Source organism: Roseibium algae (assembly GCF_037783265.1).
Classification (GTDB): Bacteria; Pseudomonadota; Alphaproteobacteria; order Rhizobiales; family Stappiaceae; genus Roseibium; species Roseibium algae.
This window is the reverse complement of sequence record NZ_JBAKIA010000012.1, coordinates 107,650-133,483: the sequence shown is the minus strand read 5'-3', so window position 1 is coordinate 133,483 and position 25,834 is coordinate 107,650. Positions and strand designations below refer to the sequence as shown.

At 55.5% G+C, this 25,834-nt stretch carries 26 protein-coding genes; 15 read left to right on the top strand and 11 right to left on the bottom strand.

What is annotated here, in order from left to right:
- Window positions 1-46: 46 nt before the first annotated feature.
- From V6575_RS16525 to V6575_RS16510, 4 genes are read right to left on the bottom strand one after another with little or no spacing between them, the layout of a single operon-like run.
- Window positions 47-748, bottom strand: coding sequence for a histidine phosphatase family protein (locus tag V6575_RS16525; RefSeq protein ID WP_340275895.1), 702 nt, complete (start codon window positions 746-748; stop codon window positions 47-49).
- Window positions 745-1,869 carry an HprK-related kinase B gene (locus tag V6575_RS16520; protein ID WP_340275893.1) on the bottom strand — a complete coding sequence of 375 codons (1,125 nt, stop codon included), beginning with the start codon at window positions 1,867-1,869 and terminating at the stop codon, window positions 745-747. The genes V6575_RS16525 and V6575_RS16520 overlap by 4 nt, the downstream gene beginning before the upstream one ends.
- Window positions 1,866-2,756: a GAK system ATP-grasp enzyme gene (locus V6575_RS16515; protein ID WP_340275891.1), complete on the bottom strand. Its 891-nt coding sequence runs from the start codon at window positions 2,754-2,756 to the stop codon at window positions 1,866-1,868. Before V6575_RS16515 ends, V6575_RS16520 begins: the two co-directional genes overlap by 4 nt.
- On the bottom strand, window positions 2,749-4,380 hold the full coding sequence (locus V6575_RS16510; protein WP_340275890.1) for an aminoglycoside phosphotransferase family protein: 1,632 nt from the start codon (window positions 4,378-4,380) through the stop codon (window positions 2,749-2,751). The genes V6575_RS16515 and V6575_RS16510 overlap by 8 nt, the downstream gene beginning before the upstream one ends.
- Before the next feature lie 406 nt (window positions 4,381-4,786).
- Here V6575_RS16510 and V6575_RS16505 point away from each other — a divergent pair, with 406 nt between their 5' ends.
- A complete protein-coding gene (locus tag V6575_RS16505) occupies window positions 4,787-5,974 on the top strand; it encodes a GAK system CofD-like protein (RefSeq protein ID WP_340275888.1) in 1,188 nt (395 codons plus the stop codon).
- A gap of 19 nt (window positions 5,975-5,993) precedes the next feature.
- Here the strand turns inward: V6575_RS16505 and V6575_RS16500 are convergent, their stop codons facing one another.
- Window positions 5,994-6,830, bottom strand: a complete 837-nt coding sequence (locus V6575_RS16500; protein WP_340275886.1) for an amidohydrolase family protein — start codon at window positions 6,828-6,830, stop codon at window positions 5,994-5,996.
- Between the two features lie 199 nt (window positions 6,831-7,029).
- Here V6575_RS16500 and V6575_RS16495 point away from each other — a divergent pair, with 199 nt between their 5' ends.
- From V6575_RS16495 to V6575_RS16440, 12 genes are all read left to right on the top strand, one after another.
- Entirely contained in the window at window positions 7,030-8,334 is a 1,305-nt protein-coding gene (locus V6575_RS16495) for an ABC transporter substrate-binding protein (protein ID WP_340275884.1), read from the top strand.
- 75 nt (window positions 8,335-8,409) lie between these two features.
- A complete protein-coding gene (locus tag V6575_RS16490; protein WP_422785591.1) occupies window positions 8,410-9,306 on the top strand; it encodes a carbohydrate ABC transporter permease in 897 nt (298 codons plus the stop codon).
- Window positions 9,307-9,308: 2 nt separating this feature from the next.
- Window positions 9,309-10,175, top strand: a complete 867-nt coding sequence (locus V6575_RS16485; protein WP_340275882.1) for a carbohydrate ABC transporter permease — start codon at window positions 9,309-9,311, stop codon at window positions 10,173-10,175.
- A gap of 4 nt (window positions 10,176-10,179) precedes the next feature.
- Window positions 10,180-11,268, top strand: coding sequence for an ABC transporter ATP-binding protein (locus V6575_RS16480; protein WP_340275880.1), 1,089 nt, complete (start codon window positions 10,180-10,182; stop codon window positions 11,266-11,268).
- A 16-nt stretch (window positions 11,269-11,284) separates the two neighbouring features.
- Window positions 11,285-12,403, top strand: coding sequence for a mandelate racemase/muconate lactonizing enzyme family protein (locus tag V6575_RS16475; protein ID WP_340275878.1), 1,119 nt, complete (start codon window positions 11,285-11,287; stop codon window positions 12,401-12,403).
- Window positions 12,403-12,732 (top strand): L-rhamnose mutarotase, encoded by a 330-nt coding sequence (locus V6575_RS16470; RefSeq protein ID WP_340275877.1) that lies wholly within the window; start codon window positions 12,403-12,405, stop codon window positions 12,730-12,732. Before V6575_RS16475 ends, V6575_RS16470 begins: the two co-directional genes overlap by 1 nt.
- Complete coding sequence (locus V6575_RS16465; protein WP_340275875.1) at window positions 12,725-13,813, top strand: Gfo/Idh/MocA family protein; 1,089 nt, start codon at window positions 12,725-12,727, stop codon at window positions 13,811-13,813. Before V6575_RS16470 ends, V6575_RS16465 begins: the two co-directional genes overlap by 8 nt.
- A 3-nt stretch (window positions 13,814-13,816) precedes the next feature.
- A complete protein-coding gene (locus V6575_RS16460) occupies window positions 13,817-14,278 on the top strand; it encodes a MaoC family dehydratase (RefSeq protein WP_340275874.1) in 462 nt (153 codons plus the stop codon).
- Window positions 14,275-14,604 (top strand): UxaA family hydrolase, encoded by a 330-nt coding sequence (locus tag V6575_RS16455; RefSeq protein WP_340275872.1) that lies wholly within the window; start codon window positions 14,275-14,277, stop codon window positions 14,602-14,604. The genes V6575_RS16460 and V6575_RS16455 overlap by 4 nt, the downstream gene beginning before the upstream one ends.
- Window positions 14,601-15,806 carry a UxaA family hydrolase gene (locus V6575_RS16450; RefSeq protein ID WP_340275870.1) on the top strand — a complete coding sequence of 402 codons (1,206 nt, stop codon included), beginning with the start codon at window positions 14,601-14,603 and terminating at the stop codon, window positions 15,804-15,806. The genes V6575_RS16455 and V6575_RS16450 overlap by 4 nt, the downstream gene beginning before the upstream one ends.
- Window positions 15,807-15,825: 19 nt before the next feature.
- Entirely contained in the window at window positions 15,826-16,563 is a 738-nt protein-coding gene (locus tag V6575_RS16445) for an SDR family oxidoreductase (protein ID WP_340275868.1), read from the top strand.
- A gap of 24 nt (window positions 16,564-16,587) precedes the next feature.
- Complete coding sequence (locus V6575_RS16440; RefSeq protein ID WP_340275867.1) at window positions 16,588-17,427, top strand: fumarylacetoacetate hydrolase family protein; 840 nt, start codon at window positions 16,588-16,590, stop codon at window positions 17,425-17,427.
- Window positions 17,428-17,508: 81 nt separating this feature from the next.
- Here the strand turns inward: V6575_RS16440 and V6575_RS16435 are convergent, their stop codons facing one another.
- Together V6575_RS16435 and V6575_RS16430 are read right to left on the bottom strand one after the other, a co-directional pair.
- Window positions 17,509-18,651, bottom strand: coding sequence for a CaiB/BaiF CoA transferase family protein (locus tag V6575_RS16435; RefSeq protein WP_340275866.1), 1,143 nt, complete (start codon window positions 18,649-18,651; stop codon window positions 17,509-17,511).
- Window positions 18,648-19,805, bottom strand: coding sequence for an extracellular solute-binding protein (locus tag V6575_RS16430; RefSeq protein ID WP_340275865.1), 1,158 nt, complete (start codon window positions 19,803-19,805; stop codon window positions 18,648-18,650). The genes V6575_RS16435 and V6575_RS16430 overlap by 4 nt, the downstream gene beginning before the upstream one ends.
- Before the next feature lie 148 nt (window positions 19,806-19,953).
- Here V6575_RS16430 and V6575_RS16425 point away from each other — a divergent pair, with 148 nt between their 5' ends.
- Window positions 19,954-20,745: an IclR family transcriptional regulator gene (locus V6575_RS16425; RefSeq protein WP_340275863.1), complete on the top strand. Its 792-nt coding sequence runs from the start codon at window positions 19,954-19,956 to the stop codon at window positions 20,743-20,745.
- A gap of 100 nt (window positions 20,746-20,845) precedes the next feature.
- On the top strand, window positions 20,846-21,691 hold the full coding sequence (locus tag V6575_RS16420; RefSeq protein WP_340275861.1) for an SDR family oxidoreductase: 846 nt from the start codon (window positions 20,846-20,848) through the stop codon (window positions 21,689-21,691).
- A gap of 158 nt (window positions 21,692-21,849) precedes the next feature.
- Here the strand turns inward: V6575_RS16420 and V6575_RS16415 are convergent, their stop codons facing one another.
- The 4 genes from V6575_RS16415 to V6575_RS16400 form a co-directional block, all read right to left on the bottom strand.
- Window positions 21,850-22,302, bottom strand: a complete 453-nt coding sequence (locus V6575_RS16415) for a MarR family winged helix-turn-helix transcriptional regulator (RefSeq protein WP_340275859.1) — start codon at window positions 22,300-22,302, stop codon at window positions 21,850-21,852.
- A gap of 131 nt (window positions 22,303-22,433) precedes the next feature.
- Window positions 22,434-23,135: an ABC transporter ATP-binding protein gene (locus V6575_RS16410; RefSeq protein ID WP_340275858.1), complete on the bottom strand. Its 702-nt coding sequence runs from the start codon at window positions 23,133-23,135 to the stop codon at window positions 22,434-22,436.
- The gene (locus tag V6575_RS16405) at window positions 23,128-23,901 is read right to left on the bottom strand and encodes an ABC transporter ATP-binding protein (protein ID WP_340275856.1); all 774 of its coding nucleotides are present in this window, start codon (window positions 23,899-23,901) and stop codon (window positions 23,128-23,130) included. Before V6575_RS16405 ends, V6575_RS16410 begins: the two co-directional genes overlap by 8 nt.
- On the bottom strand, window positions 23,898-25,760 hold the full coding sequence (locus V6575_RS16400; protein ID WP_340275854.1) for an ABC transporter permease: 1,863 nt from the start codon (window positions 25,758-25,760) through the stop codon (window positions 23,898-23,900). Before V6575_RS16400 ends, V6575_RS16405 begins: the two co-directional genes overlap by 4 nt.
- Between the last annotated feature and the right edge of the window lie 74 nt (window positions 25,761-25,834).

Here is a 25,834-nt window from a genome sequence, read left to right as displayed (position 1 = left end):
AAACCAGGGTCATATCTCTATCGGCTTTCGGTCAATCAGATCGCGGTCAATCAGCGGGCGTTTCATTTTGGCGGCGGGATTTCCAGTCGCCGCCGATATGCGTCCAGGTTTCATCAGGGTGATGCTCAAGAACAATTGGACGTGCGTGATGCATGCTCAGGCGGTCAATGTCGTCATAATCGAGAACGCCCAAAACATGGGCTGCATGGCGGAAAGACGCCCCATGGCCGACAAACAGCAAGGCCTGTGTCTGCTCTGATGCAGGCAAGGTTGTCATATGCGCGGTGAGATAGGCTGCGACTCTCTTTCCCGCCTCCATCAGGCTTTCGGCACCTTGCATTGGCAGTTTGAAGTGGCTGTTGGATTTCCAACCTTCTGGTAGGGCATCGTGGCGAGGGTCATTGGCGATGACCTGTTCGATGTCATCCGTTGTCAAGTTGGCAAGTGCGCCGACGCTGCGTTCGGCCAGGGCTTCATCCTCAATCAGCTCACAGGATATCCCGCAGTTTTCCACAAGGCTGTCCACAATGCCTCTGGCGGTTTGCCAGGCCCGCAATTGCCGTGAGCAATGCACTGTCGGTGACAGGTGCCAGTCATTCGATTTCAGCGTCTTGGCAATATCCTGCCCTGCAGCTTTCGCCTGTTCATGACCCTTGGCGGTCAACGCAAAGGGCTGCAGTGCGCTTGGTGCGCCAATTCGTTGCGCATAATCGCCATGGCGGATCAAAAAGGCCAACTTCCGGGTCATGAGGCAAGGCCCAAAAGATCCGCCCCGATGGCATAAAGAGCATCGAAATCAATCCGTCCGGAGACTTCCTGCACGCGAACACCGGATAAGGCGGTCAGATAAGATGCCGGATCAAGTGCAGTTCTGTCCTGCCAGAATGTTCCGTCCTGGCGTTGGAAAAACGGGCCGGGGCTTTTCATGATGGCTGACAACAGGTCCGGCCGATCGGCAATCGCAACATCAGATACTTTGGTAGATTGATCTGAGTGCCGCGACCAGTTCAGCACCCAGAAATCTGTCAACGGGCCATGATGTTGGATCCGGCCTTCACCGAAGACATCGTCGATCATCACGTCGTATTTGTCTTCCAGCGTCCAGATTTCATCTGAAGACAAAGACTTGAGTTTCGCCTTGCGGTCCACAGGCAGTATGCCCTGGAGGCGCGGATTGTTCAAAATGGTGCCCGGGTTGATCCGGGGCAACTTGGGAATGCCCAGCGCACGGGGTTGGGCAGTGGTGTTCTCGATCAGAAGCCGGTCGTTGGTGACATAGCACACAGCCTCCAGATCCATCAGCCGCAACATGGTTGTGGACTTACCTCCGCCGGATAGACCCGCGATAGCAAGCGTTTTGTGACCAGTCGTGACAGCAGCTGCATGGCCCAGAACCCAGCCCTCCCGAATGTAATGGGACAGGATCTGGGTGTTGATGAAGTTGATGATCTGATTGGGGTTCTCAAGGCACGGCCCGAAAGCAATATTCCAGGGCGCTGACTGCAGGAATGTCATGCCGGTGCGGACCTTGTGAACCAGGCGGGCATCGGTCAGATCAAAGATCGCATCCTTGCGTCCGGTCTTGCCAGCCTCACGGCTCCAATCGGACCAAGCGAGAGTATTTGGCAAAGTCTGACCTTCAAGCACATGCACAGTGATCGAGGGCGCGCGGGCAGGCACCAGAATATGCCTAAAATAACGCGTCAGCTCTGCATGCAAGTCGCCAGCCGCGCCGCAGATGGCGATCACGATTTCGCCGACTTCTATGTGAAGCGCCGCGCTGGCCCTGCAAACTTGATCTGGCTGCAAGTGGTCGATGATGTTTTGCAGGTCCGGCTGGGTCACGAAATGGGGCATTGCGAGCGTCATGATGTCACCTTGCTGATGGCGTGATCTGCATAAAGCCCGGCAACTTCCAGCCCTGCTCCCTCAAGTGCGCCTTTAAAGCCTCCAAATGCGGAGACCTCGAAGACAATCGGCCCATCCGGGGTCAGGGCGACATCGACTGTCGTAAAGTCCAGTCCGAATGGGGCTTGCGCGCGCTGTGCCAGATCAATCAGCTCTGCGGTGGGTTCAAACGGTGCATATTTTCCGCCGCTTTCAATGGTCGTGTTCCAGGACTGGGATTGGGACACGCGGGCATAGGTGCCAAGGTAGTTGCCCGCCAGAAAGACCATGCCGAGATCCTGACCGGACAGATCCATTTTCTTCTGCAGGTACATCACCGGGTTCAGCACGGTAAAATCTTCGATACCCTTGCGCAGGTTGGCATCGCTGGTCGTTGCCTCCAGCACGCACATGCCACGCGCCTTGGTGGAAAACAACGGTTTGAACACCGCACTGCCGAAGCGTTTCACAGCCTCAAATGCAGCGTCATGATCTTCTGTCACACAGGTTGGCGGCATCGGTATGCCAGCGTTTGACAGGGTGATGGTGCAGCTCAGTCGATCAACGAGCCGGATGATATTCTCAGCGCCGCTGAACACCTGAACGCCTTCCGCTTCCGCAACCCGCAGCATTTCGAGGCGGTCGAGCGTATGCGGGCTGTATTCAGCGCTGATCTTCTTGACGATCAGACCATCCAGTTCGCACAGATTCACGCCTTTGTGCCAGAGGGCGCGGTCCGTGAGGTCGAGACAGACATCTGCCATATCAATGATGTAGCGAAAACCGGTTCTGGCTTCCAGTGCATCTGCGAGGGTCTCCGTGGACCATTTGCCGGGAATGCCGACAACGCCGATTTTCGGTTCAGTCAACGAAGATCTCCTTCACGGGCAGTTTGAATTTGTGTTCCTGGCCCGGTTTACAGGCGAGCGCACGCTCGATCAGGAACCGGGATCGCAGGAACATTTTGCGGGCATGAGATTTGTCGAAGATGAACCGGGTTGAGCTTGCGAACGACCGTGCAAGTCCAAGCGACATCCTGTAATCGAAGGTGGTGTCTTGCTGTTTGCGGGCGAAACTGCGGGCGATTTTGTAAAACTCTCCAGACATGGTCATGATCTTCTTTCGGACCGGTGCGTCGAGCACCTGCAGCCGGTAGTTGGACACCATGAAGACCGAGATATCCTGCACATAGTCCATATAGCGGGATCGGTGCAGGTCGATGAAATTAATGCGGTTTTCGCCCGGATCATAAATGATGTTGTCGACGTTGAAATCGCCGTGGATATAGACGGAAAACTGGGCGGCGACGGTTGGCTCGCGGATAGCGGCCTGTTCTATCAATTCGGCGAAGGGCGGAATGGTGATCCCCGCCAGGGTGCTGCGTATGTCGCGAAACTCAGGATGGACCCGGTAAACATCATCAAGGCGCTTGGCGAGCTGTTGCATGCTGCCCATTTCTGCAGGCTCGACAGTTTTCGTCTGTCGCCAGACATCCTTGAGCGTTTTGCCAAGCTGCTTAAGCGCTTGGTCGCATAAAGCATCATCTTCATTCAAAACGATATTTTCAAAGGTCAATCCGGGCAGATGCTCGATCAGCATTGCAGCCGACCGATTGCGTTTTTCATAGGACAGGATTTTCGGCGCAAGACCCGGGTAAATAGAATGCCAGCTGTTCACCCCCTCGCGTTCGCCTTTGACCTTGCTCTTCTCACCATCCTTTAACACGGCGGTGAGGCCCTGAGGACCGCAATTGCTGATGGCCGAGATGGAGCTGCCGGATCTGGTTTCAGCGATAGATTCTATGTGAACGCCATTTCCCTCACCCTCAAGGTCGGACATCAGGCCTTGAAGTGCGAAATAACGTTCGAAATTGACGGCCTGGCCTATGTTGGCCGAGATCAGTGCTTCGCTGATGGTCTGGAGCGAGGTGCCCATGCGCTGAATTTCATTGGCAATCAGAAGGCTGTGAGCCAAGTCTTCCGTGCGCTTTGAGACCCGCATTTCCGCCGCATAGAGTTTGAACAGCTTCTTGTAGTCAGCGTGGATCTTGCGATTAAGCTGTCCGATTTCAACGGCCTGTGCGCTGTCGCCACTTAAAAAGGCGGGTTCGATTTTCTGAATACCCGCCCGCACACGAGCAATGATGGCCGGGTATCTTTCCGGCATCAGCATGTCGAACTGCTCCATGCTCTCTGCATGTGCGATACACTGGCGAGCGAGGCTTGCGAGTTGCTGCAAGTCTGTTGCGATGAACTCCAGACTGCGTAAGGCAATGTAATCACGACTGGAGCTTTTCTTGCCGACAAGTCGTGTGGCGCAGGCGCTGTGGATTCTTGATTTCAGATTGAGAGCATACCCGGCGCGGTCCAGAATGCGACGGGCAGTGGCGACAGTGGGGACCTTGAAGAAGGCTTCAAGATTGCCAAGCTGACCATCTATTTCCGCGCTTAGGAAATGGAGATTTTCCTGAATGGATTTTGGCAGGCGCGTCATGCATGGTTCCGTTGCGGGTTCGAAAGCTCCGAGTATCTACTGTTCTCGACAGTTTTGTGACAGTTTGTCGGCACTGCGTCGGATGATGAGGCCTTTGCTGTTTTCCTTGCTGATTGCTGGAGACTTTCAACATTGCTCATACCGGCGATTCGTCATTGAAGCTATTTTGCCTCATCCTGAATAGTATTGAGCTGGTAACTGGAGTTTTGCTGCTAAATCCACCGATGTTTGGAAAACGCTTTGCATAAGGATAAGACAAAGTGGCAGGAACCAATGATACTGAAGCCATGGGGAAGCATTGTCTTGATAATGACAAGGCAATCTTGCATTTGAAGACAAAAGAACTGTTCTGTGTTTCGACCCGCTTTTGAACTTTATTCAGCGTCTATTGCGAGATCATGACCAAGTGCCCGATATCACGATTTCCAGAAGTGTTACCTTTCCTGATGCTCTTCGTGTCGGTCGATATAAACGCAATCCAGGTCTTGGCCCGAGATTGCTTTTCTTCAGTGGCGGTACAGCGCTGAATGGAATTGCCAATGCACTGAAGGCTTACACTCACAATTCGGTTCATCTGGTCACACCGTTCGATTCAGGCGGCAGCTCTCAAGCATTGCGGCAGGCGTTCGACATGCCGGCAATCGGTGATTTGCGCAGTCGTCTTATGGCTTTGGCGGATGAAAGTGTTTTGGGTCATCCTGACATTTTTCGTCTCTTCACTCATCGGTTCAAGAAAACTGCGACGAAGAAAGTGCTGACCACGGAGCTGGAGGCCATGGTGGCTGGAACCCATCCGTTGGTGAAGGCGATTGAACGCCCGATGCGCACGCTGATCACCCATCAGTTGGGCGTGTTTCATGAGGCCAAACCGAAGGAGTTTGATCTACGCGGTGCCAGCATCGGCAATTTGATTCTGGCGGGTGGTTATCTAAACCAGAATGAGGAGCTGGAGCCGATCATCTTCCTTGTCTCCAAACTCGTTGGTGTTCAGGGCATTGTCCGCTCCATCGTGGCTGAAAATCTGCATCTGGGTGTTGATCTTGAAAACGGCCAGTCGATCATTGGCCAACATCTGTTGACTGGCAAGGAACATGCGCCGATCCCGTCACCCGTCCGTCGTCTGTATCTGAACAGCTCGGCCAGCAAACGGGCTCCGGTGACAGCGAAGCTGAGCAAGCGCAATCGGAAGCTCATCGGGGCCTCCGATCTGATTTGCTATCCTCCCGGCAGCTTCTATTCCAGCCTGCTGGCCAATCTCCTGGCTGATGGTGTTGGCAAGGCTATCGCGAACACAACGGTTCCCAAAGTGTTCGTGCCAAGTCTTGGGGCTGACCCGGAAGCAATTGGCTATAGCGTCCAGCAGCGGATCGAGATCCTGCTTCAGTATCTGAAGAGGGATGCGGGCGAGGATCGCCCGGATTCGCATTTGCTAAATCTGGTTCTGATTGACCGGAGCGCTGGTGAAACCGATGTGAACGAAGCTGACCTCAACTCGCGCGGAATTTCGGTGGCTCGGTTAAATCTGATCAGCCAGACCGCAGACCCCTACTATGACCCGGTTGACGTCTGCGAAGCGCTTCTATCCCTGACGTGAGATGCTCCACAGCAGGACATCAGACATCAATCTGCCAAATGCGCTTGGCATTCTTTGACATGAAAGCCTCACGCTCATCAGCGCTGCAGCCTTCCAGAAGCGCGTAAGTTGTCGCGACCCATGTTTCCAGATTGCCGCCAAGGGTGCAGACTGGACTGTCAGATCCCCACACGACACGCTTCCAACCGAAACTCCCGATCACATGCTCCACATAGGGTCGTATTGTGTCTAGGCCCCAGGTGCCGCCGGTATAGGCGACGAGGCCGGAGATCTTGACGTTGACATTGGAGCGCTTCGATATCTCTGAAATCTCTGTTGCCCAGGCATCAAAGCCGCCGTCTGCAATGTCCGGAACGCCGCAGTGATCAAGCACAAAACTGACCCCGGGCGCAGCATCCGCTAGATCAGCAGCAAGACCAAGCTGTGATGCAAGCACGCAGATGTCGAACGGCAGGTTTGCGGCTTCAAGCGCCCGGATGTTGTCCCTGAACAGGGCTGATTGCGACAGGTCGTCAGGCATTACATGCAAGACCCGGCGCAGTCCTTTGACAACGCTGCGGTCGAGACCTTCCAGATAGTCTTGAAAGCCAGGTTTCTCCGGCCTGCCACTGGCGATGGCCCCTCGGATAAGGCTGTCTTGTGCGGTCATTAATTCTGCGACCATCGTAGTTTCCGCCGGAATTTGCGCTGGTGCGACGTCCACTTCCATATGCAGGGTTGCCGAGATTCCCACTCTGCGAGCGACTTGGTGGTAGGCTTGGTAGGTCCAGTCCTGGTTGAGCGGTGGGACGTCAGACAGCCATGGGTACTCAAGCCGGTTTCTGTCGATCAGGTGTAAATGTGTATCGATCAGCATTTCGGTGTCTCCCGGGTGGTCTGGCCAGATAAGCGACCAAGCAGTGCGACTTGTAATTTGAGGGGAGTTGAACTTGACACTCATTGACTGTCAAGTTTAGATATAAAAGTTCGTTCCGAATATAAAATTCAAAGATCGGTGAGAAAGCTTGCCACATCGGATTCCAGCGGAGCGGGCGACGCAAATTGGGAGGAAAATCATGAAACATCTTGCTCACGGCGCCTCTGCGCTGGTGCTCGGCCTTGTCTGCGCTTCGACAGCGATGGCAGGCGAGTTCGACGGCGTCACCCTTGAAGCAAAGCTGATCGGTGGCCAGCAGTACGAAGCACTTTATGCGCGCATTCCTGAATGGGAAAAAGCGACGGGTGCAAAAGTCAGCATCATCTCCAAAAAGAACCACTTTGAGCTCGACAAGGAATTCAAATCCGATGTCGCAGCTGGCACGACAGGATGGTGCGTGGGCTCGAACCATTCGTCTTTCGCCTCTCAGTATCCGACGCTTTACACGGATCTGAACGGCTTGGTGCCTGCAGAAGATATCGCCGGTTTCGTTGGGGCAAACCTTAAGGCTGCAACCCTCAATGGCAAGCTTGTGATGTTGCCACGCGCGCAATTCGATGTGTCGGCGCTGTATTATCAAAAAGATCTTTATGAGAATGAAGAGAACAAGACCAAGTTCAAGGCCGAATACGGCTATGATCTGGCGGTTCCTGAAACCTGGCAGCAGGTCACTGATCAGGCTACATTCTTTGCTGATCCACCCAACTTCTACGGCACTCAATATGCCGGTAAGGACGAAGCCATCGTTGGCCGTTATTATGAGATGGTGGTGGCTGAAGGCGGCAAGTTGTTCAATGATGATTTCTCGCCAGCCTTCAATTCCGAAGAAGGCGTTCGGGCGCTGAACTGGTTCGTCAATCTCTACAAGGCAGGCGCTGTTCCGGCAGGCACAACCAACTACCTTTGGGATGATTTGGGCAACGGCTTTGCCTCCGGCACAGTCGCACTCAATCTGGATTGGCCGGGCTGGGCCGGGTTCTTCAATGATCCATCTGCTTCCAAGGTTGCTGGAAATGTCGGCGTAGCACCGGCTCCAAAAGGCTCTTCTGGCGCACGTACCGGCTGGTCCGGGTTCCACGGTTTCTCGGTGACTGAAGATTGCGCCAACAAGGAAGCAGCAGCATCGCTGGTGAACTTCCTGACCAATGAAGACAGCCAGAAGCTGGAAAGCTCTGCTGGTCCATTGCCGACCCGCACGGCGGTCTGGGACTATGTCTCCGAACAGGCCAAGGGCGATCCTTACCGCGCTGAAGTTCTCGCCGCGTTCAAGGAAACAGCTGCAACTGCTTTCGCCGTGCCAGCAACGCCTTACTGGATAGAAGCGACGAACCTGATCTATCCAGAGCTTCAGGCAGCCATTCTTGGTGACAAGACGGCTGAGGAAGCGCTTGCCGATGCATCGGACGAAGTTGACGAAATGATGCAGGAAAACGGGGTCTACTAAGCCTCGGTCTTTCTTCTCAAGTTCGGAGCGGCGCACGCGCCGCTCCGGCACCCAAACGCCTATCGAAAGTTCATTATGCGCCGTATCAAACTGCCACCCTGGCTGGTTTTGCTCCTGCCGGCGATTATCGTCTTGATGGCGGTGGTCTTGCTGCCCCTGATCCTGTCGCTGTATTCGAGTTTTACAGCCTACCGATTGACCCGGCCTGACAGCCTGTATCGCTGGGTTGGCACCTATAATTATGAAAAGGCGCTGACCGACGCGAAGTTCTGGGCTGCTTTCGGCCGTACGGTTCTGTTGCTCACCATCGCGCTGAATACGGAAATGCTGCTCGGCCTGGGTCTGGCGCTTTTGGTTTCCAAGGTGACACGTGGTCAACGAACCCTTCGCACCATGATGATGTTCCCAATGATGTTCTCGCCGATCCTGGTCGGCTTCCAGTTCAAGTTCATCTTCAACGACAATGTAGGGCTGGTGAACAATGCGTTGCAAAGTCTCGGTTTGACGGAACAAGCCATTCCCTGGCTTGTCGATGGCAAGCTGGCGATGTTCTCGATCATCTTTGCCGAAGTATGGACCTCGACCAGTGTCTTCGCAATTCTGATCCTGGCCGGGCTATACGCTATTCCCAAGGATCCCCTGGAGGCCGCAAAAGTTGACGGCTGTACCAGCTGGCAGACGTTCCGGCACATCACATTGCCTTTCATCATGCCTTTCATCTATATCGCCATGGCGATCCGGTCGCTTGATGTGGCCCGAGCCTATGACATCGTACAGATCATGACCAATGGTGGACCGGCGCGCCGGACCGAGCTGATCTGGACGCTGATCGGCCGAACGGGCTACGTCGATGCCAAGATGGGTTACGCCAATGCCATGGGCTACACGTCCATTTTCCTGGCTATCTTCTTCACAGTCTATTTCTTCCGCAAGCTGACCACAGCGCGCAACGAACTCGGCATGGGAGGCTGATCATGGATGAGAACCGCTCCCACCGTCTGCAGGCGAACGCACTTAAAATCGCCCATCTTCTGACGCTCTTCGTTGCAATGATGATCATCTGCACACCGGGCCTCTGGATTGTCCTCAACTCCTTCCGTCCGACCGTCGAGATCATGGCCAAACCGCCAGTCTGGATCCCCAACGAATTGAATCTTGATCACTACAGGGCCATGTTCGGCGGGATTGGCGAGGGCGGTGTTCCGGTGCTGACTTACTTCCGAAATTCCTTGATCATTTCCGTGACGTCCACGATCATCGCTCTGCTGGTCGGGATGGCCGGTGGCTATGCCTTCGCGCGCTACCGGTTCCGGGGTAAGTCGGCCATCTTCATCGGCCTTATGGTGACGCGGGCTGTGCCTGGTGTAGCGCTGTCTCTGCCGTTGTTTATTGTTTATGCCCGGATCGGCATCATCGACACGCATTTTGGCATGATCATCACCTATGTGGCGATGAATGTGCCTTTCACTGTCTGGCTGATTGACGGTTTCTTCCGGCAAGTGCCCAAGGAGCTGGCGGAAGCTGCCGAAATTGACGGCTGCACCCGCTGGCAGGCTTTCTGGAAGGTTGAGTTTCCGGTCGCCAAGGCAGGCATTGCCAGCGCCGGAATCTTCGCCTTCCTGACCTCCTGGAATGAATATGCGCTTGCCTCGCAACTGACACGGTCGGTGACATCGAAAACCATGCCCGTGGGCCTGCTCGATTTCACTTCCGAATTCACTTTGAACTGGGGTGGCATGTGCGCCCTGGCCGTTCTCATGATCATTCCCGCGCTGATCCTGACCTTCCTGGTCCAGAAGCATCTGATCGCTGGTCTGACCTTTGGCGGCGTAAAGGGATAGAATAATGGCTGAAGTTCACCTCGAAAAAGTCGTCAAGAAATACGGCTCGCTTGAAGTCGTTCACGGCATCGATCTGGATATTGCGCACAATGAATTTGTTGTGCTTGTCGGACCGTCTGGTTGTGGCAAATCAACAACGCTGCGGATGATCGCTGGCCTTGAAGGCATCAGCGGCGGCAACATTTGGATCGGCGACCGCGTGGTCAATGATCTGCCGCCACGGGCGCGCAACATATCCATGGTGTTCCAGAACTATGCGCTGTATCCGCATATGAGCGTGCGGGAGAACCTGGGGTTTTCGCTCAAGATCGCAGGCAAAAGTGCGGCTGAAATTGACGCAGCAGTCGATGAAGCGGCCAACATCCTGTCCTTGACCCCGTTGATGGATCGCAAACCCGGCGCATTGTCTGGCGGTCAGAGACAGCGTGTTGCCATGGGCCGTGCCATCGTGCGCCATCCCGATGTCTTCCTGTTTGATGAGCCGCTGTCCAATCTGGATGCCAAGCTGCGCACACAGATGCGTGTGGAGATCAAGAAGCTTCACCGCAAGATCAAGACGACCATCATCTATGTAACCCATGATCAGGTCGAGGCGATGACGCTGGCTGACCGGATTGTGATCATGCGCAATGGCCACATCGAACAGCAGGGCACGCCGCTGGATGTGTTCACCAATCCGGTCAACACATTCGTTGCAACGTTCATCGGGTCGCCGCCAATGAACCTCATCGACGGGGTGGTCAAGGCAGGGAAGGTGGTGTTCAGCGATGGAACCTCCTTGCCGATACCAACCCGCTATCACGCTGACGAAGGCCAGCGAGTGCAGTTCGGTATCAGGGCTGACAACATCATGCCGGTTGGTCATGCGCTGCCGCCGGAAGACCATATGGCGGAGCTCGACATGACGGTCAGCATTTCAGAGCCGCTTGGTACAGAGACGATCCTGTTCGGTGAGATCTCAGGCACTGAAATTCAGGCCAAGATGTTCAATCCGCGACCAGTGGAAGCTGGTGAAACGATGAAATTTCAAATCACGCTCGACAAGTGTCACCTGTTTGACGCCGAGAGTGGTCGGGCCCTTCGAGATGCATAACCTGAGAGGCTAAGCCATGGCTATGATCGAACATGTGCAGATCTTTATGCTGGACCTGGTGCCCAAGGTTCAAAGAACGGATGCAATTCAGTCGTTCAAGAGCCAGGAAACGCCATTCGTTCGCATTACGGACAGCGATGGCGCCATTGGCACAGGCTACAGCTACACCATTGGTGATGGCGGTCCGGCGATCATGTCGTTGCTGGAGCGCACATTGGTGCCTCAGCTGCTGGGCCGTGAAGCGGACGAGATCGAGGCGATCTGGCGTGATCTTTTGTTCTCCAGCCATGCGACTGCTGTGGGACCGATCATGTCGCTGGCTCTTGCTGCGATAGATACAGCGCTTTGGGATCTGCGCGGCAAGAAGACCGGACTGTCCTTGTCCCGGCTGGCGGGCGGCGCCAAACGCAGCGTACCGCTTTACACCACCGAAGGCGGTTGGCTGCAGATTGAACCTGAGGCCCTTGCCGAGGACGCTTTGGCGGCGCAGGCCAAGGGATTTTCCGGCAGCAAGGTCAAGATCGGCAAGCCGCATCTGGCTGAGGATCGTGCACGCCTTGAGCGCGTGCGAGATGCTGTTGGGCCAAGTTACGAGATCATGACCGATGCCAATCAGTCGATGACGGCGGCCAAGGCTCTACGTTATGCGCCGATGCTGGAAGAGCTGGACATTGCCTGGTTCGAAGAACCGCTGCCAGCTGATGATATTGCCGGACACGCCCGGCTATCCGCCCAGTGCCGGGTTCCTGTCGCTGTTGGGGAAAGCCTCTATTCACCCGGGCAATTTGGGGATTATGTGGCAGCAGGCGCTTGCGGCATTGTTCAGGCAGATGTGGCACGGGTTGGCGGCATCACGCCCTGGCTGAAGGTGGCCCATATGGCCGAGGCGCATAACATCGCCATTTGCCCGCATTTCCTGATGGAGCTGCACGTTAGCCTCGTGTGCGCCGTGCCCAATGCGCCCTGGCTTGAATATATCCCTCAACTCGATGAAATCGCTGGGCCAATGCAAATCGAAAATGGCCATGCCATCGCCTCGGTCGCTCCGGGGCTTGGCATTGAATGGGACGAAGACGCTCTGACGTCGCGCCGTGTCGATGGGCAGTCTGCAACATTCACGAAGGGAGCTATCTGATGGACCGCAAGGCAAGCGTTGTAGGCCTGGATGTGGCGGCAATTGCTGAATACAAGCAGCTGCATGCCGATGTCTGGCCGACTGTGCTGAAGCAGATCTCCAGCTGCAACATCCGCAATTATTCGATTTTCCTGAAAGAGCCGGAAAACCTGCTGTTCTCCTATTTTGAATACCATGGCACCGACTTTCATGCGGACATGGCGAAGATGGCAGCGGACCCGGAGACCCAGCGCTGGTGGGATGTCTGTATGCCCCTGCAGCGTCCGCTCGACACACGTAAGGATGGCGAATGGTGGGCGGAGATGGAAGAGGTGTTTCATCATGAGTGACCAAACCGGCGAGACCGGATTTGACCCGGCAAGCCTGCGTCAGCGCATCACACCACCGTCCAGCTACCGGAGCATCGTCATTTTCGGTGCAGGTTCTATTGTGCCAGATGCCCATCTGCCTGCCTATCGTCAGGCCGGATTTGAGGTTGCCGGCATCTTTGATCCGGATGCGGGTAAGGCGCAGAGGTTGGCCGCAAAATTCGGGACGATGGCTTTCGCCTCGGTTGAGGACGCGGTCGCCGTCGAGGGCGCGATTTTTGACCTGGCCGTGCCACCGGTGGCCATTCCGGGCATTTTGGAAAGCCTGCCAGAAGGGGCAATTGCGCTGATCCAGAAGCCGATGGGCTCAGATCTGTCAGAGGCGAGCCGTATTCTCGACATTTGCGAGGCGCGCAATATCCAGGCGGCAGTCAATTTCCAGCTTCGCTTTGCCCCGATGACGCTTGCGTTGAAAGACGCGATTTCAAAGGGTCTGCTGGGCGAGGTGGTTGATTTTGACGCCTGGCTCGCGCTGGATACGCCCTGGCATCTTTGGGAGTTCCTGGCGGATCTGCCAAGGGTCGAGATCCTGTTGCACTCGATCCACTATCTGGACACGGTTCGGGATATTCTGGGTGACCCAAAGGGCGTTCACGCCAAGACATTGGGGCATCCGTCCTCGAAGATCTCCCAGACGCGGACGTCTGCCATTCTGGATTATGGCGATCAGGTGCGTTGCAGCCTTTCAATCAATCACAATCACAGCTTTGGCCGCAAATATCAGGCCTGCGAATTCCGTATCGGTGGCACCGAAGGCGCTGCCTACATGAAACTCGGCGTCAATCTGGATTATCCAAAGGGCGAGCCGGACGAATTGTGGATTTATCCCAAGGGCTGTGATGACTGGGTAGAGGTGCCGCTGATCGGCAACTGGTTCATCGAGGCTTTTGTCGGCCGCATGACACAAGTTCAACGTTTCGCCGCAGGGGAAGACACTTTGCTCGAAGGGGCCGTTGCTGACGCCTGGAACACCATGGCCTTGGTTGAAGCTGCGTACCAAAGCAGTGCATCGCCCGCGACGCCTTTGGCCAAGAGGACTTAAAAGATGCTTGAGCAAACCAAATATTTTGAAGACTACGAAGTGGGCGATGCCCGCAAAACGGTGGGGCGCACCATTACAGAAACGGATTTTGTCGTCCATGCGGGCCATTCAGGTGATTTCTTTCCCCATCATCTGGATGCCGAGTTCTGCAAGACGTTGCCGTTTGGCCAGCGCATTGCCCATGGCACAATGGTCTTCACCATCGGCGTTGGCTTGACGGCAACCATTATCAATCCGGTGGCCTTCTCCTATGGTTATGACCGAATGCGCTTCATCAAGCCTGTGTTCATCAACGACACGATCCGCTCTGCCGTTGAAATCACCGCCAAGGAAGTGATGGAGAAACGTCCGGGCTACGGCCGTGTTCTTGAGCGCTTGACCGTGTTCAACCAGACGGACGAGGTGGTTCTGGTTGCTGATCATATCTATATGGTCGAGATGCGCAGCGAAGGAGCGGTCGCATGAGTGCTGATTTCATTTTGCTGTCAGACAAAGACAATGTGTTGGTCGCCATGCGTCACGTTGGAGCGGGCTCCGCGATCACGGTTGAGCAGGCGGACGTGACGCTCGCCGCGGATATTCCGCTCGCTCACAAGATTGCCCGCCGGGATATTCTGGACGGCGAGATGGTTTTTAAGTACGGCATGCCCATTGGCGCTGCGACATGTGACATCGCGCGCGGCGATCATGTTCATGTTCACAATATCCGCTCGGCCTATACGCCAACCTATTCGCTGCAGGATGCGAACGGCGGCGACCACACGGAAACGGCAAAGGAAGACCCCCAATGACCGAGATCCTTGGATATTTGCGCTCTGACGGGCGCAAGGGCATTCGCAACACGGTGGTCGTGGCCTATCTGGTCGAATGCGCACATTTTGTCGCCTCAAAGATCGTCGCAGGCTTTCCAGATGAAGATGTCCAGTTGATCGGCTTTCCGGGCTGTTTCCCCAATGAATATGCCCAATCGATGATGGAGAAAATCTGCACCCATCCCAATGTCGGTGCGGTTTTGTTTGTCTCGCTTGGCTGTGAGAGTTTCGACAAGGTTCGGGCCACATCGGCTGTTGCCGACACCGATCGACCGGTCAAAACTCTGGTGATCCAGAAAAACGGCGGTACGAAATCCACCGTTCAGGCTGGGCGTGAGTGGGTGCGTGAAGCCTTGGCCGAGGTGCCTGCAGCTAAACGGGTGCCGATGGATGTGTCCGAGCTGATCATTGGCACGATCTGCGGCGGCTCTGATGGCACGTCCGGCATTTCCGGCAATCCGGCGGCAGGCAAGGCGTTTGACTTGCTGGTCGGTGAGGGCGCTGCCTGCATCTTCGAAGAAACCGGCGAACTGATTGGCTGTGAAGAGATCATGGCGAACCGCGCTGCGACACCAGAACTAGCTGATGAACTGCGCGCCTCTGTCGCCAAGGCTGCGCGTTATTATGACACGCTTGGATATGGATCCTTTGCGGCGGGCAATGCCACGGGCGGTCTGTCGACCATCGAGGAAAAATCCCTCGGCGCTTACGTAAAATCCGGCGATAGCCAGATTGTCGGCTTGATCAAGCCGGGCGATGTGCCGCCAACCGGCGGGCTTTATCTTATGGATGTGGTGCCAGACGGCGAAGTCCGCTTCGGCTTTCCGAACATTTCAGACAACGCGGAAATCGTAGAAATGATTGCGTCCGGCGCTCATTTGACACTTTTCGTCACAGGACGGGGATCGGTTGTTGGATCAGCAATCTCACCCGTGATAAAAATCTGCGCGAATCCGGATACTTATCGCAATTTGGCTGAAGATATGGACGTGAATGCTGGTGCCATCATTGAAGGCACGGCCACGCTTCAGCAGATCGGTCAGGAAATCCGTGATCTCGTGGTTGCCGTTGCCGCAGGGCAGCAGACCAAATCGGAAGAACTGGGCCACCGGGAGTTCATCCTGACCTATAAATCGTTTGAGCCAATCGGACCGGCCTGCCTACCTCGCTCGGCGGCTTGAAAATGCCAAGGAAAACAAGATGAAGCGACTTGAAGGAAAAACCGCACTGGTCACAGCTGCGGCACAGGGAATTGGCCAGGCGTCGGCCCTGCGTATGGGCGAAGAAGGCGCGCGGGTCATCGCGACCGACATCAACGCCGACTTGCTCAAGGAACTGGACGGCAAGCCCGGTATTGAAACACGGGTGTTGAATGTGCTCGACAAGGACGCGATTTCCGCCCTTGCCGCCGATCTTGGATCCGTCGACATTTTGTTCAATTGTGCAGGTATCGTTCATGCCGGAACAGTGGCTGATGCATCGGAAGACGAATGGGATTTCGCCTTTGATCTGAACGTCAAAGCCCAGTTCCGCATGATCCGCGCGTTTCTGCCGGGCATGATCGAAGCGGGTAAGGGCTCGATCATCAACATGTCGTCGGTGGCAGGGCCAATCACGGGGCCTGTGAACCGCTGTATCTATTCTGCTTCCAAGGCAGCGGTAGCAGGTCTCACACGTTCAATTGCAGCTGATTATGTCACAAAGGGCATTCGGTGTAATTCCATCTGCCCAGGCACAGTGGAAAGTCCAAGCCTGCATCAGAGGCTGCGCGACACTGGCGATTATGAAGGCGCACTGCAGCAGTTTATTTCGCGCCAGCCTATGGGCCGGATTGGTCGTCCGGAAGAGATCGCTGCTCTGGTCGCATACCTCGCGTCCGACGAAAGCGCCTTCACGACCGGCACAGAACACGTTATCGATGGCGGCTGGACCGCCTGATCTCTACTCTCGAGGAATAATTTCATGAAGTTTTTGCGTTTTGGCGAAAGTGGCTCCGAAAAGCCGGGTCTTCTGGACAATGACGGCAACATCCGCGACCTGTCGAGCGTTGTGCCTGATCTGGCTGGGGATGTTTTGGCCAATCTGGATGATCTGAAATCGGTTGATGTTGCCAAACTGCCAATCGTCGACGGCAACCCGCGTCTCGGACCTTGCGTTGGTGGGACCCGCAAGTTCATTTGTATCGGTCTCAACTATTCTGATCATGCAGCAGAAAGTGGTATGGAAGTGCCGCCTGAGCCTATTATTTTCGCCAAATATACCTCAGCGATTTGTGGGCCTAACGATCCGATCATCATCCCGCGACACTCTGAAAAGACCGATTGGGAAGTCGAACTCGGGTTTGTCATCGGTAAGAAGGCCAAGTATGTCTCCGAAGCAGATGCTCTCGACCATGTTGCCGGCTATTGCGTCATCAATGACGTTTCAGAGCGCGCTTTTCAGGCCGAGCGCTGCGGCCAGTGGTCCAAGGGCAAATCCTCCGACAACTTCGGCCCAACCGGTCCTTGGCTGGTGACGCCAGATGAAGCTGGCGACCCGCAGGACATGCATATGTGGCTTGATGTCAACGGCAAACGCTTTCAGGATGGCTCAACCAACACGATGGTATATGGGGTCAAGTTCCTGATCTCCTACCTGTCGCAGTTCTTCACGCTTGAGCCGGGCGACATCATTTCCACCGGCACACCTCCAGGCGTTGGCCTCGGGCAGAAGCCGCCGGTCTATCTGAAGGCGGGTGATGTGGTCGAATTGGGCATTGCCAACCTGGGAACCCAGAAGCAGGTTTGCGTCGACGATGCTTGATAGGGCGGAATAGCCAGACGAAAAAAAGGCGGCCACTGAGTGGTCGCCTTTTTTGTTGGGTCAACATGCTTCGCTGAAAAACTATCCGCTTTGCGTCCATCCATTGGATAGCAGATCATTTGCACCGCCAAGTTCAGGGGCCGCGAGGTCTGATGATGGACGCCTGCCGTCGATTTTGAAGGGCAGGCGGGTTGTCTTCATGGTCAAGCCATTGCGGTGAATGTCCTGTGTCATGTCCAAGGTTTGCAGAATACCGCTTTGGCCAATGTCCTGCCAATCCATCACGGGAGCTGCCCAGATGTCGGCCGCTTCGAACTTTTGCTGCCAGACAGTTGTCGAGTCCGTTGCCAGACGGTCCGCCAGTGCTTTCTTGATACGGTCACGTTCGACAAAGGCATCAAGGGCGGCAATCTCCGGCGCAAGGCCTGTCAGTTCGGCCAGAAGCTCGAGTTTGCCCATGGCAATTGCCATATGCCCATCGGCGGTCTGGTAGATCCCGTAAGGCGCAGCCAGATAGGCATGGGCAGGGTTCTGTGACGAGCGTTGTGGTGGGCGATTGCCATCATTGAACCAGGTGGTCAGCACCTCGAACTGAAGGTCCGCAAGCACTTCCACCAAGGAGGTTTCCGTGTGGCCGCCGATGCCATGACGCTCGCGCCGAAACAACAGCGCCAATATGCCATGGGCCAGAGCAGCCCCCGCCAGAACATCGGCGATGGGAAGACCAACGGCAACCGGGCCATCTTTAGCACTGCCTGTCAGCCACATGACGCCGGACCGGGCCTGTGCCAGCAAATCCTGACCTGGCAGATTGACCCAGGGGCCTTCATCGCCGTAGCCGGTTACAGAGCCATAGACGATCTTGGGATTGATCGCCTTGACGTCCTCATAGCCAAAGCCGAGCCGCTCAATCACGCCGGGCCGGAAGTTCTGCAGGATAACATCCGCGCCCTTGACCAGTTCCCGCAAGGCGTCCTTGTCAGTCTCCGATTTCAGATCAACAGCGATGCTTTTCTTGTTTCGGTTGATGGCGTGGAAAATTGTGCTTTCGCCATCCACCTTGACGTCTGTCAGATAGAGATAACGGGACAGGTCGCCGGTTCCCGCTTTTTCTACCTTGACCACTTCCGCCCCGAGATCGGCAAGTTTGAGGGCTGCATAAGGGCCTGCAAGGAACTGGCTGAAATCCAAAACCTTGAGGCCGGAAAGGGGAAGCAATGTCATGTGGCATCTCTATCGAATGGGTTGAAGCTGGAATCGAAGCGCAGCTTGAGGGCGCTGAGGCCTGAGGCTTTGGTCGCCTTTCCCGCAAGAATGTCTGCAAAGATCTCGGAGCCTTCTTCCTGAAATCCCATGTAGCCATCGTGGCGTGGGCGGAGCCAGGCCGCTTCATGGGTCATGCGCGTCTTGAAATAAGCATCTCCAACGGGCTCATTCACAGATGCATCGTTCCACGCCGCAGCATGACCGGGTTGGCCATTGCTTTGCGCATAGAGCGTAGACTGGATGTGCCCGCCAGCAACCCATTGGCTGAATGCGCCGCAGAGTTTCGGGTGAGCAGTGTTTGCGGAGACCGCGATGCCCGTGCCGCCGAGGGCCGAGCCGAGCGGCCCGGATTTTCCCAGAACCGGAATGTCGGAAAAAGCGATGCGGTTTGGGCGATAGCCTATGTTGGCATAACCCTTGTAGAGATAGGTCAGCGGGCTCAGAGCCAGCTTTGGACTGTCCGCCAGAGCGTCAAGCGCTGCGATGGGGTCCATGAGCGAGCAAGTCGGGTCAACGGCGTCATAAAGTGCTTGCATCGCGTTCAGCACCTGATGGGCCGATCTTGTCTCGGCAAAATTGCCTGATTGTACGCCGCAAGGCGCACCGATGTTGCCCATCAAGGTGAAAAACGCCATCAGCACATGGGGTGGCCTCAGTGGCCAGATCACTTTGCCGTCTTCCGCCAGTGTCACGACATCAGTCCAGCTGCGCACAGGAGTATCCAGCCTGTCCGGGCGGTAGGCCTGCACTTGGGCGGCTGCATCCAGCGGCAGGGCCCATTGGTGTCCCTGATAGTGGTAGCTCTCAAAACTGCGCCCGACGCTTTGCGAGGCAAGGTCTAACAAGACGTCGTCTTCGACAATATCCCCCATTGGAATGAGGCAGTTCTGTTTGACGATCGTGCCCACATGCGGGTGATCAATCACCAGCAGATCGTAGTTTGCGGCCAAGTCTTGAACAGGGGTGCTCTCGAACTCCTGAAGGGATCTCTTGTCCCATTGGATCGAAACGTCGGGACGTTTTTTTTGAAAGGCAGTTACTGCGGCAACGAGCGGGTCATATCCACGCGGATCCGACCAGGTCATGCCTCGCAGCGTGATGTTCGCTTGCATGAGGTCCTCCTGACAGGAGTTTAAACCGGGTCATTCAGAAATAAAACAGGATTTTATATATTAAAAATCAATTTTACCGATGGGTCTTTTGTTTTATATTGAGAAGAAGTCAGATATATTCGTTGTTTGGTCAAAATCCGGGTGACATATGAACGATACGAGCGACAACGCGAAGGACGACGACAAATACCGTGCGCCGGCGCTCTCGAAAGGTCTCGATATTCTTGAGCTTCTGGCCGGTGAGGCGAGGGGCAAGACACAAGTCGAAGTCGCAAAGACCTTGGGCCGCACGACTTCCGAGATCTTCCGCATGTTGATGGTCCTGCGCCAGCGCGGTTACGTTGAGCTGAGTGATGATGGCGACCGCTATGCACTGACGACCAAAATGTTCGAGATTGCCCATCGCCACCCGCCAATCCGGCGTCTGACATCTATCGCGGGGGACGAGATGCAGCGGCTCGCCGATGACATCAATCAGTCCGTTCATTTGGGGATCATGCATTCGGGTAAGGTGCTCGTGATTGCCCAGGTTGATTGTCCGGACAACAATGTCACTTCCGTTCGGCTTGGAGCCCAAATCCCGCTGTTTGACACAGCATCAGGCAGGGTTCTCACTGCCTGGATGGAAGATCGCTTGCGCGCTCAACTGCTTGATGCCGTTGACGGGTCCGCTGAGCGGCGCAAGGATTTTATTGAGGGTATTCCGGAGGTCCTGGAGAAGGGCTACTGCGAAAACGCGTCCCTCACCATTGAGGGCGTTGTGAACATTTCCTGCCCAATCCGTGATTTCTCCGGCAAGGTGGTCGCAGCCTTGACCATTCCCTTTGTCAAGAGATTGTCAGGTACGTCGATTAGATCCGTTGACGAGAGCCGGGAAGCTTTGCTCTCCGTGTGTCGAAGCATCTCCCGCCAACTGGGTGCATCCGTTCACGTTGATTAGAGGCACATTGATATATGTTTCACTTATAAATTCGTGCATCTTTCAGTTTTCGTGATTTAGGGGTATGTGTAGCTTCTAAAATGTAAACAGGGGAGTTTCCATGACCGTCGCAATCACAGGCGCCAGCGGACAATTGGGCAGTCGTGCCATTGAAAATCTCAAGACCCGTATAGATCCAGAAAACATTATTGGTTTGGCACGCAGCCCGGATAAAGCTTCTGATTTGGGCATTGCGGTGCGGGCATTTGATTATACTAAGCCTGAGACACAAGTTGCCGCTCTTGAGGGTGTTAAGACCCTTGTTCTGATTCCAACCGGCGCGTCTGCGGATCGATTGGGCTGGCATTTGAATGTGATCAACGCAGCCAAAGCAGCTGGCGTGCATCGTATCATTTATGTATCCATGCTCAAGACAGATGTTTCGCCGATCTCGATCATGCCGGATCATAAGAAGACCGAAGAAGCAATTCGTGCAGCCGGGCTAGCCTACACGATGCTGCGAAACCCTTGGTATTATGAGATCTGGACCCGCACTTTGTCCGCTGCCATTCAGTCAGGCGAACTGATCAGCACCATAGGAAACGGCAAAGTGACCCCGGCCAGCCGCCAGGATTTGGCCGAGGCAGTCGCAGCAGTTGCCGCCGATGATCGTCATGAAAACAAGATCTATGAACTGGGCGGGGATGAGCAGTTTACATTTGCCGACCTTGCCGCAGAGGTGTCACGCCAGAGCGGCAAGGAAGTCCGTTACAAGAACTTGCCTCAGGACGAATACATTGAGTTTCTCAATGCGTCCGGTCTGCCTGAGTGGCAAAGCGAAATCATCGCGGATGCAGAGGGCCACGCCGAGCATGGCTGGTTGTTTGACGACAGCAAAACCTTGTCTGGCTTGATTGGTCGGCCGACGACCACGCTCAAGGATGCGGTTGCAGCAGCGCTAACCTGAGCGATTATACTTCGGCAGAATGCAATGTCTGTTTCCTGTTGCGGGGCCGAGGTATCTCGGTCCCGTTTTGGATTGACCCATGCCGTCAGACAGTCTCGGCACACGATGATACCGCAGTTTGAATTTGTGGTGTTGTATAAGTTAATAATTACAATATCTTATGTAATTTTCTTAAGCAGTCGAGCGAGGCTTTTCTGCTCTGCCTGGGTCAGTGGGGCCAGGGTATCAGCTGTGACCTCATGGCCGAGCGGAACCGTTGCCAGGAATTGCGCCCAGCCCTCCGCGGTGAGGGAGATCAACTGCCGCCGCCGGTCGTTCGGATCCCGTTCGCTTTTGACCAGATCCCGCCCCAACAATCGGTCGATCACGCCCTTTGTGGTGGCCACATCCAGGCCGACAAGTCGCCCCAGCTGGTTTTGTGAGACGGATGTGATTTCAGACAGGCGCGACATGACGGCAAATTGAGTCGGCGTTAGGCCGGTTTGAACCTTTTCGGAGAAGATCACGGCATTGCGTTGATAGGCTTTGCGCAGGAGAAAGCCGATTTGCTCGTCGAGCACATAGTCATGCGCCTGTTCGTCGGGCGGTGTCTGTTCCGCTTGATCTGCCACGGTGTCTCCATCGGTTCCGAACAGTCCGGAATGTTCCAGCGCAGAGTTGCGGCGGGTCCAGCCAGTTAGTTCGCGCCTTTTTGAACCGATAAGCCACCTTCGGCAACGTCTAATCCGGATTCTACAGTGAATTAGATGGAAAGATAGGCGTCTCGTATCTCGGGTTGCGACTCAAGTGCTTCAAATGTGTCATCGAATTTCTTTTCTCCGCCTTCAATGATCACGGCCCGGTCTGCGACGATCTTGGCAAAATGCAGATTTTGCTCCGAGATGATTACCGTCAGGCCCTGTGATTTGAAATTCAGGATCGTCTGGGCCATTTGCTCGACGATCACCGGGGCGATGCCCTCTGAGGGTTCATCCAGCAACAGCAGGCTTGGATTGCCCATCAGTGTGCGGGCGATGGTCAGCATCTGTTGTTCGCCGCCGGACAGGGCCTTGCCGCGATTGTTCTGGCGTTCGGCCAGGTTGGGGAACAACTCGAACAGGGCATCGAGCGTCCATGTCGGCGCGCCCACGCGCGGTGCCTGACGACCGACTTCCAGGTTCTCCAGGATGGTCAGATCGGTAAAAATACGGCGTTCTTCGGGCACATACCCCAGACCAAGGCGGGCGACCTTGTGAGGTGATATCCCCGTGATGTCTGTATCAGCAAAGCGCACGGATCCAGAGCGGGGGCGGACCAGTTGCATGATCGATTTCATGGTGGTGGTTTTGCCCGCGCCATTGCGGCCCAGAAGTGCCACGACTTCGCCTTGACCTACGGAAAAGCTCAGGTCGTTCAGGATGTGCGCCTTGCCGTAGAAGCTGTTGATGCCATTGATCTCAAGCATGTGAGGTCTCCGCAGCATAAAGGGTACCGCCACCCAGATAGACTTCTTGAACGCGCTCATTCTCGCGCACTTCAGAGGCTGTCCCCTCGGCGATCAACTCGCCCCGGTTCAGCACCATGATGTGATGTGCATGGGCAAAGACCACATCCATGTCGTGTTCGGTAAACAGCACGCTGATGCCCCGGTCCCGCACGATGTCCGCCGTTAATTGCATGAGATTGATACGTTCCTTTGGTGCCATGCCAGCTGTGGGTTCATCCATCAACAGGAGCGCAGGCTCATGGCTCAGCGCGATGGCAAGCTCGAGGCGTTTCAGGTCACCATAGGCGAGGATTGCGCAGGAGCGGTCGGCTTGTTCTGCCATGCCAACCACCTCAAGCAGAGCGATAGCTTCGTCTCGGTAGAGCTTATAGGCATAGGGCAGGATGGAGAACAATCTCCTGTGATGGGAGATGAGTGCCATCTGGACATTCTCGACAACCGTCATGCTTTGGTATGTGGCCGTGATCTGAAACGTGCGTCCAACGCCTCGCCGCCAGATAACACGCGGAGCCAGGCCGGTGATTTTTTCACCGCGCAGGTGAACTGAGCCGGTGGTGGGAGGAAGTTGGCCCATCAGCATGTTGAAACAGGTGGATTTGCCCGCGCCATTGGGACCGATCAAGGCCTTCAATTCGCCCGGCGCAACGTCGAAGCTGACGTCGTTGACTGCCTTGATGCCGCCAAAGGATTTTGACAGGTTTTTGACTTCCAGGATCGCGGTCATTGCATGCTCTCCTGTTCTTTCAAAAGTCCGGTTTTTTCACCCAGTTTGCGCAAGGATCCAACAATCCCATCCGGTGCGATAATTACAACGGCTATGATCAGCAGTCCGAGGATCAAACGCCAGTATTCAAGCCGTGTCAGCCAGTCCTTGACGCTTTCCATGAAGACACCGCCGACAACGCCGCCGGACAGGGTTTTGACCCCGCCAAGGAACACGACGATCAGGGCGTCAAAGCTCTTGGCGATTTCAAGCTCGTTTGGAAAGATGGATCCCTTGGAGAAGACAAACAGCCCACCGGCAAGCCCTGCCATGGCACCGGCAAAGGCAAAGGCCATCCATTGCACCCGTTTGACATCGATCCCGGTCGCTTCAGCCTGTCGGGCGCTGTCCCTCGTGGCGCGCAGCGTGTAGCCAAACGGTGAGTGAATGATGTGCCGGAGCACCAGAATGCCACCGGTTCCAAGGGCGAGAGTGAAGTAGTAATAGGCTGTGGTACCAGACAGCCATTCCGACGGCCAGATGTTGACCAAGCCATCGTCGCCGCCGGTGACCGAGCCCCACTGGAACACCAGTGACCAGACCAGTTGACTGAAGGCCAGCGTCAGCATGGCGAAATAGACGCCGCTGAGCCGGATACAGAACCAGCCGATGCCCAGAGCCAGAAGACCGGCCCCCAGAGGCGCAAGCAGAAAGGCGACCTCCATCGGCGTATCCGAATAGGTGACCAGAAGGGCTGAGACATAAGCGCCGCCGCCGAAGAAGACCGCATGCCCGAAGCTGACCAGCCCGCCGGAACTCAGGATAAATTGCAGAGAGGCAGCAAACAGGCAGAAAATGACGATGTCGGTGATCAAAACCTGGGTAAAAGTCGAGGCAAACAGTGGAACGCAGAAGAGCGCGACAAGCAGGAGTCCTACCAGGGATCTGCCGACCGTTCCGGCGGGCCGGATGGGGCGTTCGATCTCGCCGACCTGGCCATGCTCACCGGCTTTTTCTTCCCGTCCAAGCAAACCATAGGGTTTGACCATCAGGACGACAGCCATGACGACATACATCAGTACCAGCGTGCTTTGGGGCAAATAGGCGACGCCGAAGACATTCAGAACGGAGATCAGGACGGCCGCAATAAAGGCGCCGGGTATCGAGCCCATGCCGCCGACAACGACCACCACAAAAACGGAGGAAATGATGTTCAGGTCCATCAGCAGATCTGCGCCGCCTTTGGGCAGCTGGATCGCTCCGCCGAGGCCTGCAAGGGCAGATCCCAGGAAGAAGACGCCGGTAAACAGCCAGGACTGGTTGACGCCCAGAGCTCCAACCATTTCTCGGTCTTGTGTGGCGGCGCGCACCAGGATGCCGGTGCGGGTCTTTGTGATGAACCACCACAGGCCGAACAGAATGAAGGGTGTGATTGCAATCAGCGCAAGATCATATTGCGGCACGGGTTCGCCCAGAATACGCACAATGGATTTGAGGCCGGGCGCACGTGGCCCCAACTGGTCCTCAGCACCCCAGATCATCAGCGCAAGATCCTGAATCACCAGAATGACGCCGAAGGTCGCAACCAGCTGGAACAGCTCCGGTGCGCGGTAGACAGGCCGCAGAACACAGATTTCAATCGCGACGCCGATCAGGCCGACGATCAGACCGGACAGGACAATTGAGCCCCAGAAGCCGAAATGTCCTGGCAGATGGTTCATCAAGGTCAAGCCGACATAGGCTCCCAGCATATAGAGGGACCCATGTGCGAAATTGACGATCCGGGTGACGCCGAAGATCAACGACAACCCGGAGGCAACAAGGAAAAGCGCTGCCGCGTTTGCAAGCCCGGTTAGGAGCTGCGCCACAAATAGGCCCATAGCTGTAAAACGTCCGAAATAGCAGGGAACTCTGCTCCACCGCAGCGCGGAAGAACCGGGCGTGCGGTGGAGCG

Excerpts from the sequence above, each read along its gene's own strand:
- V6575_RS16405 (WP_340275856.1), bottom strand. The coding sequence starts at position 23,901 with ATGACCGCGATCCTGGAAGTCAAAAACCTGTCAAAATCCTTTGGCGGC.
- V6575_RS16465 (WP_340275875.1), top strand. The coding sequence starts at position 12,725 with ATGAGTGACCAAACCGGCGAGACCGGATTTGACCCGGCAAGCCTGCGT.
- V6575_RS16455 (WP_340275872.1), top strand. The coding sequence starts at position 14,275 with ATGAGTGCTGATTTCATTTTGCTGTCAGACAAAGACAATGTGTTGGTC.
- V6575_RS16470 (WP_340275877.1), top strand. The coding sequence starts at position 12,403 with ATGGACCGCAAGGCAAGCGTTGTAGGCCTGGATGTGGCGGCAATTGCT.
- V6575_RS16525 (WP_340275895.1), bottom strand. The coding sequence starts at position 748 with ATGACCCGGAAGTTGGCCTTTTTGATCCGCCATGGCGATTATGCGCAA.
- V6575_RS16520 (WP_340275893.1), bottom strand. The coding sequence starts at position 1,869 with ATGACGCTCGCAATGCCCCATTTCGTGACCCAGCCGGACCTGCAAAAC.
- V6575_RS16450 (WP_340275870.1), top strand. The coding sequence starts at position 14,601 with ATGACCGAGATCCTTGGATATTTGCGCTCTGACGGGCGCAAGGGCATT.
- V6575_RS16430 (WP_340275865.1), bottom strand. The coding sequence starts at position 19,805 with ATGCAAGCGAACATCACGCTGCGAGGCATGACCTGGTCGGATCCGCGT.
- V6575_RS16480 (WP_340275880.1), top strand. The coding sequence starts at position 10,180 with ATGGCTGAAGTTCACCTCGAAAAAGTCGTCAAGAAATACGGCTCGCTT.
- V6575_RS16500 (WP_340275886.1), bottom strand. The coding sequence starts at position 6,830 with ATGCTGATCGATACACATTTACACCTGATCGACAGAAACCGGCTTGAG.
- V6575_RS16460 (WP_340275874.1), top strand. The coding sequence starts at position 13,817 with ATGCTTGAGCAAACCAAATATTTTGAAGACTACGAAGTGGGCGATGCC.
- V6575_RS16420 (WP_340275861.1), top strand. The coding sequence starts at position 20,846 with ATGACCGTCGCAATCACAGGCGCCAGCGGACAATTGGGCAGTCGTGCC.
- V6575_RS16475 (WP_340275878.1), top strand. The coding sequence starts at position 11,285 with ATGGCTATGATCGAACATGTGCAGATCTTTATGCTGGACCTGGTGCCC.
- V6575_RS16495 (WP_340275884.1), top strand. The coding sequence starts at position 7,030 with ATGAAACATCTTGCTCACGGCGCCTCTGCGCTGGTGCTCGGCCTTGTC.
- V6575_RS16510 (WP_340275890.1), bottom strand. The coding sequence starts at position 4,380 with ATGACGCGCCTGCCAAAATCCATTCAGGAAAATCTCCATTTCCTAAGC.
- V6575_RS16485 (WP_340275882.1), top strand. The coding sequence starts at position 9,309 with ATGGATGAGAACCGCTCCCACCGTCTGCAGGCGAACGCACTTAAAATC.
- V6575_RS16440 (WP_340275867.1), top strand. The coding sequence starts at position 16,588 with ATGAAGTTTTTGCGTTTTGGCGAAAGTGGCTCCGAAAAGCCGGGTCTT.
- V6575_RS16435 (WP_340275866.1), bottom strand. The coding sequence starts at position 18,651 with ATGACATTGCTTCCCCTTTCCGGCCTCAAGGTTTTGGATTTCAGCCAG.
- V6575_RS16425 (WP_340275863.1), top strand. The coding sequence starts at position 19,954 with ATGAACGATACGAGCGACAACGCGAAGGACGACGACAAATACCGTGCG.
- V6575_RS16410 (WP_340275858.1), bottom strand. The coding sequence starts at position 23,135 with ATGCTTGAGATCAATGGCATCAACAGCTTCTACGGCAAGGCGCACATC.
- V6575_RS16400 (WP_340275854.1), bottom strand. The coding sequence starts at position 25,760 with ATGGGCCTATTTGTGGCGCAGCTCCTAACCGGGCTTGCAAACGCGGCA.
- V6575_RS16445 (WP_340275868.1), top strand. The coding sequence starts at position 15,826 with ATGAAGCGACTTGAAGGAAAAACCGCACTGGTCACAGCTGCGGCACAG.
- V6575_RS16490 (WP_422785591.1), top strand. The coding sequence starts at position 8,410 with ATGCGCCGTATCAAACTGCCACCCTGGCTGGTTTTGCTCCTGCCGGCG.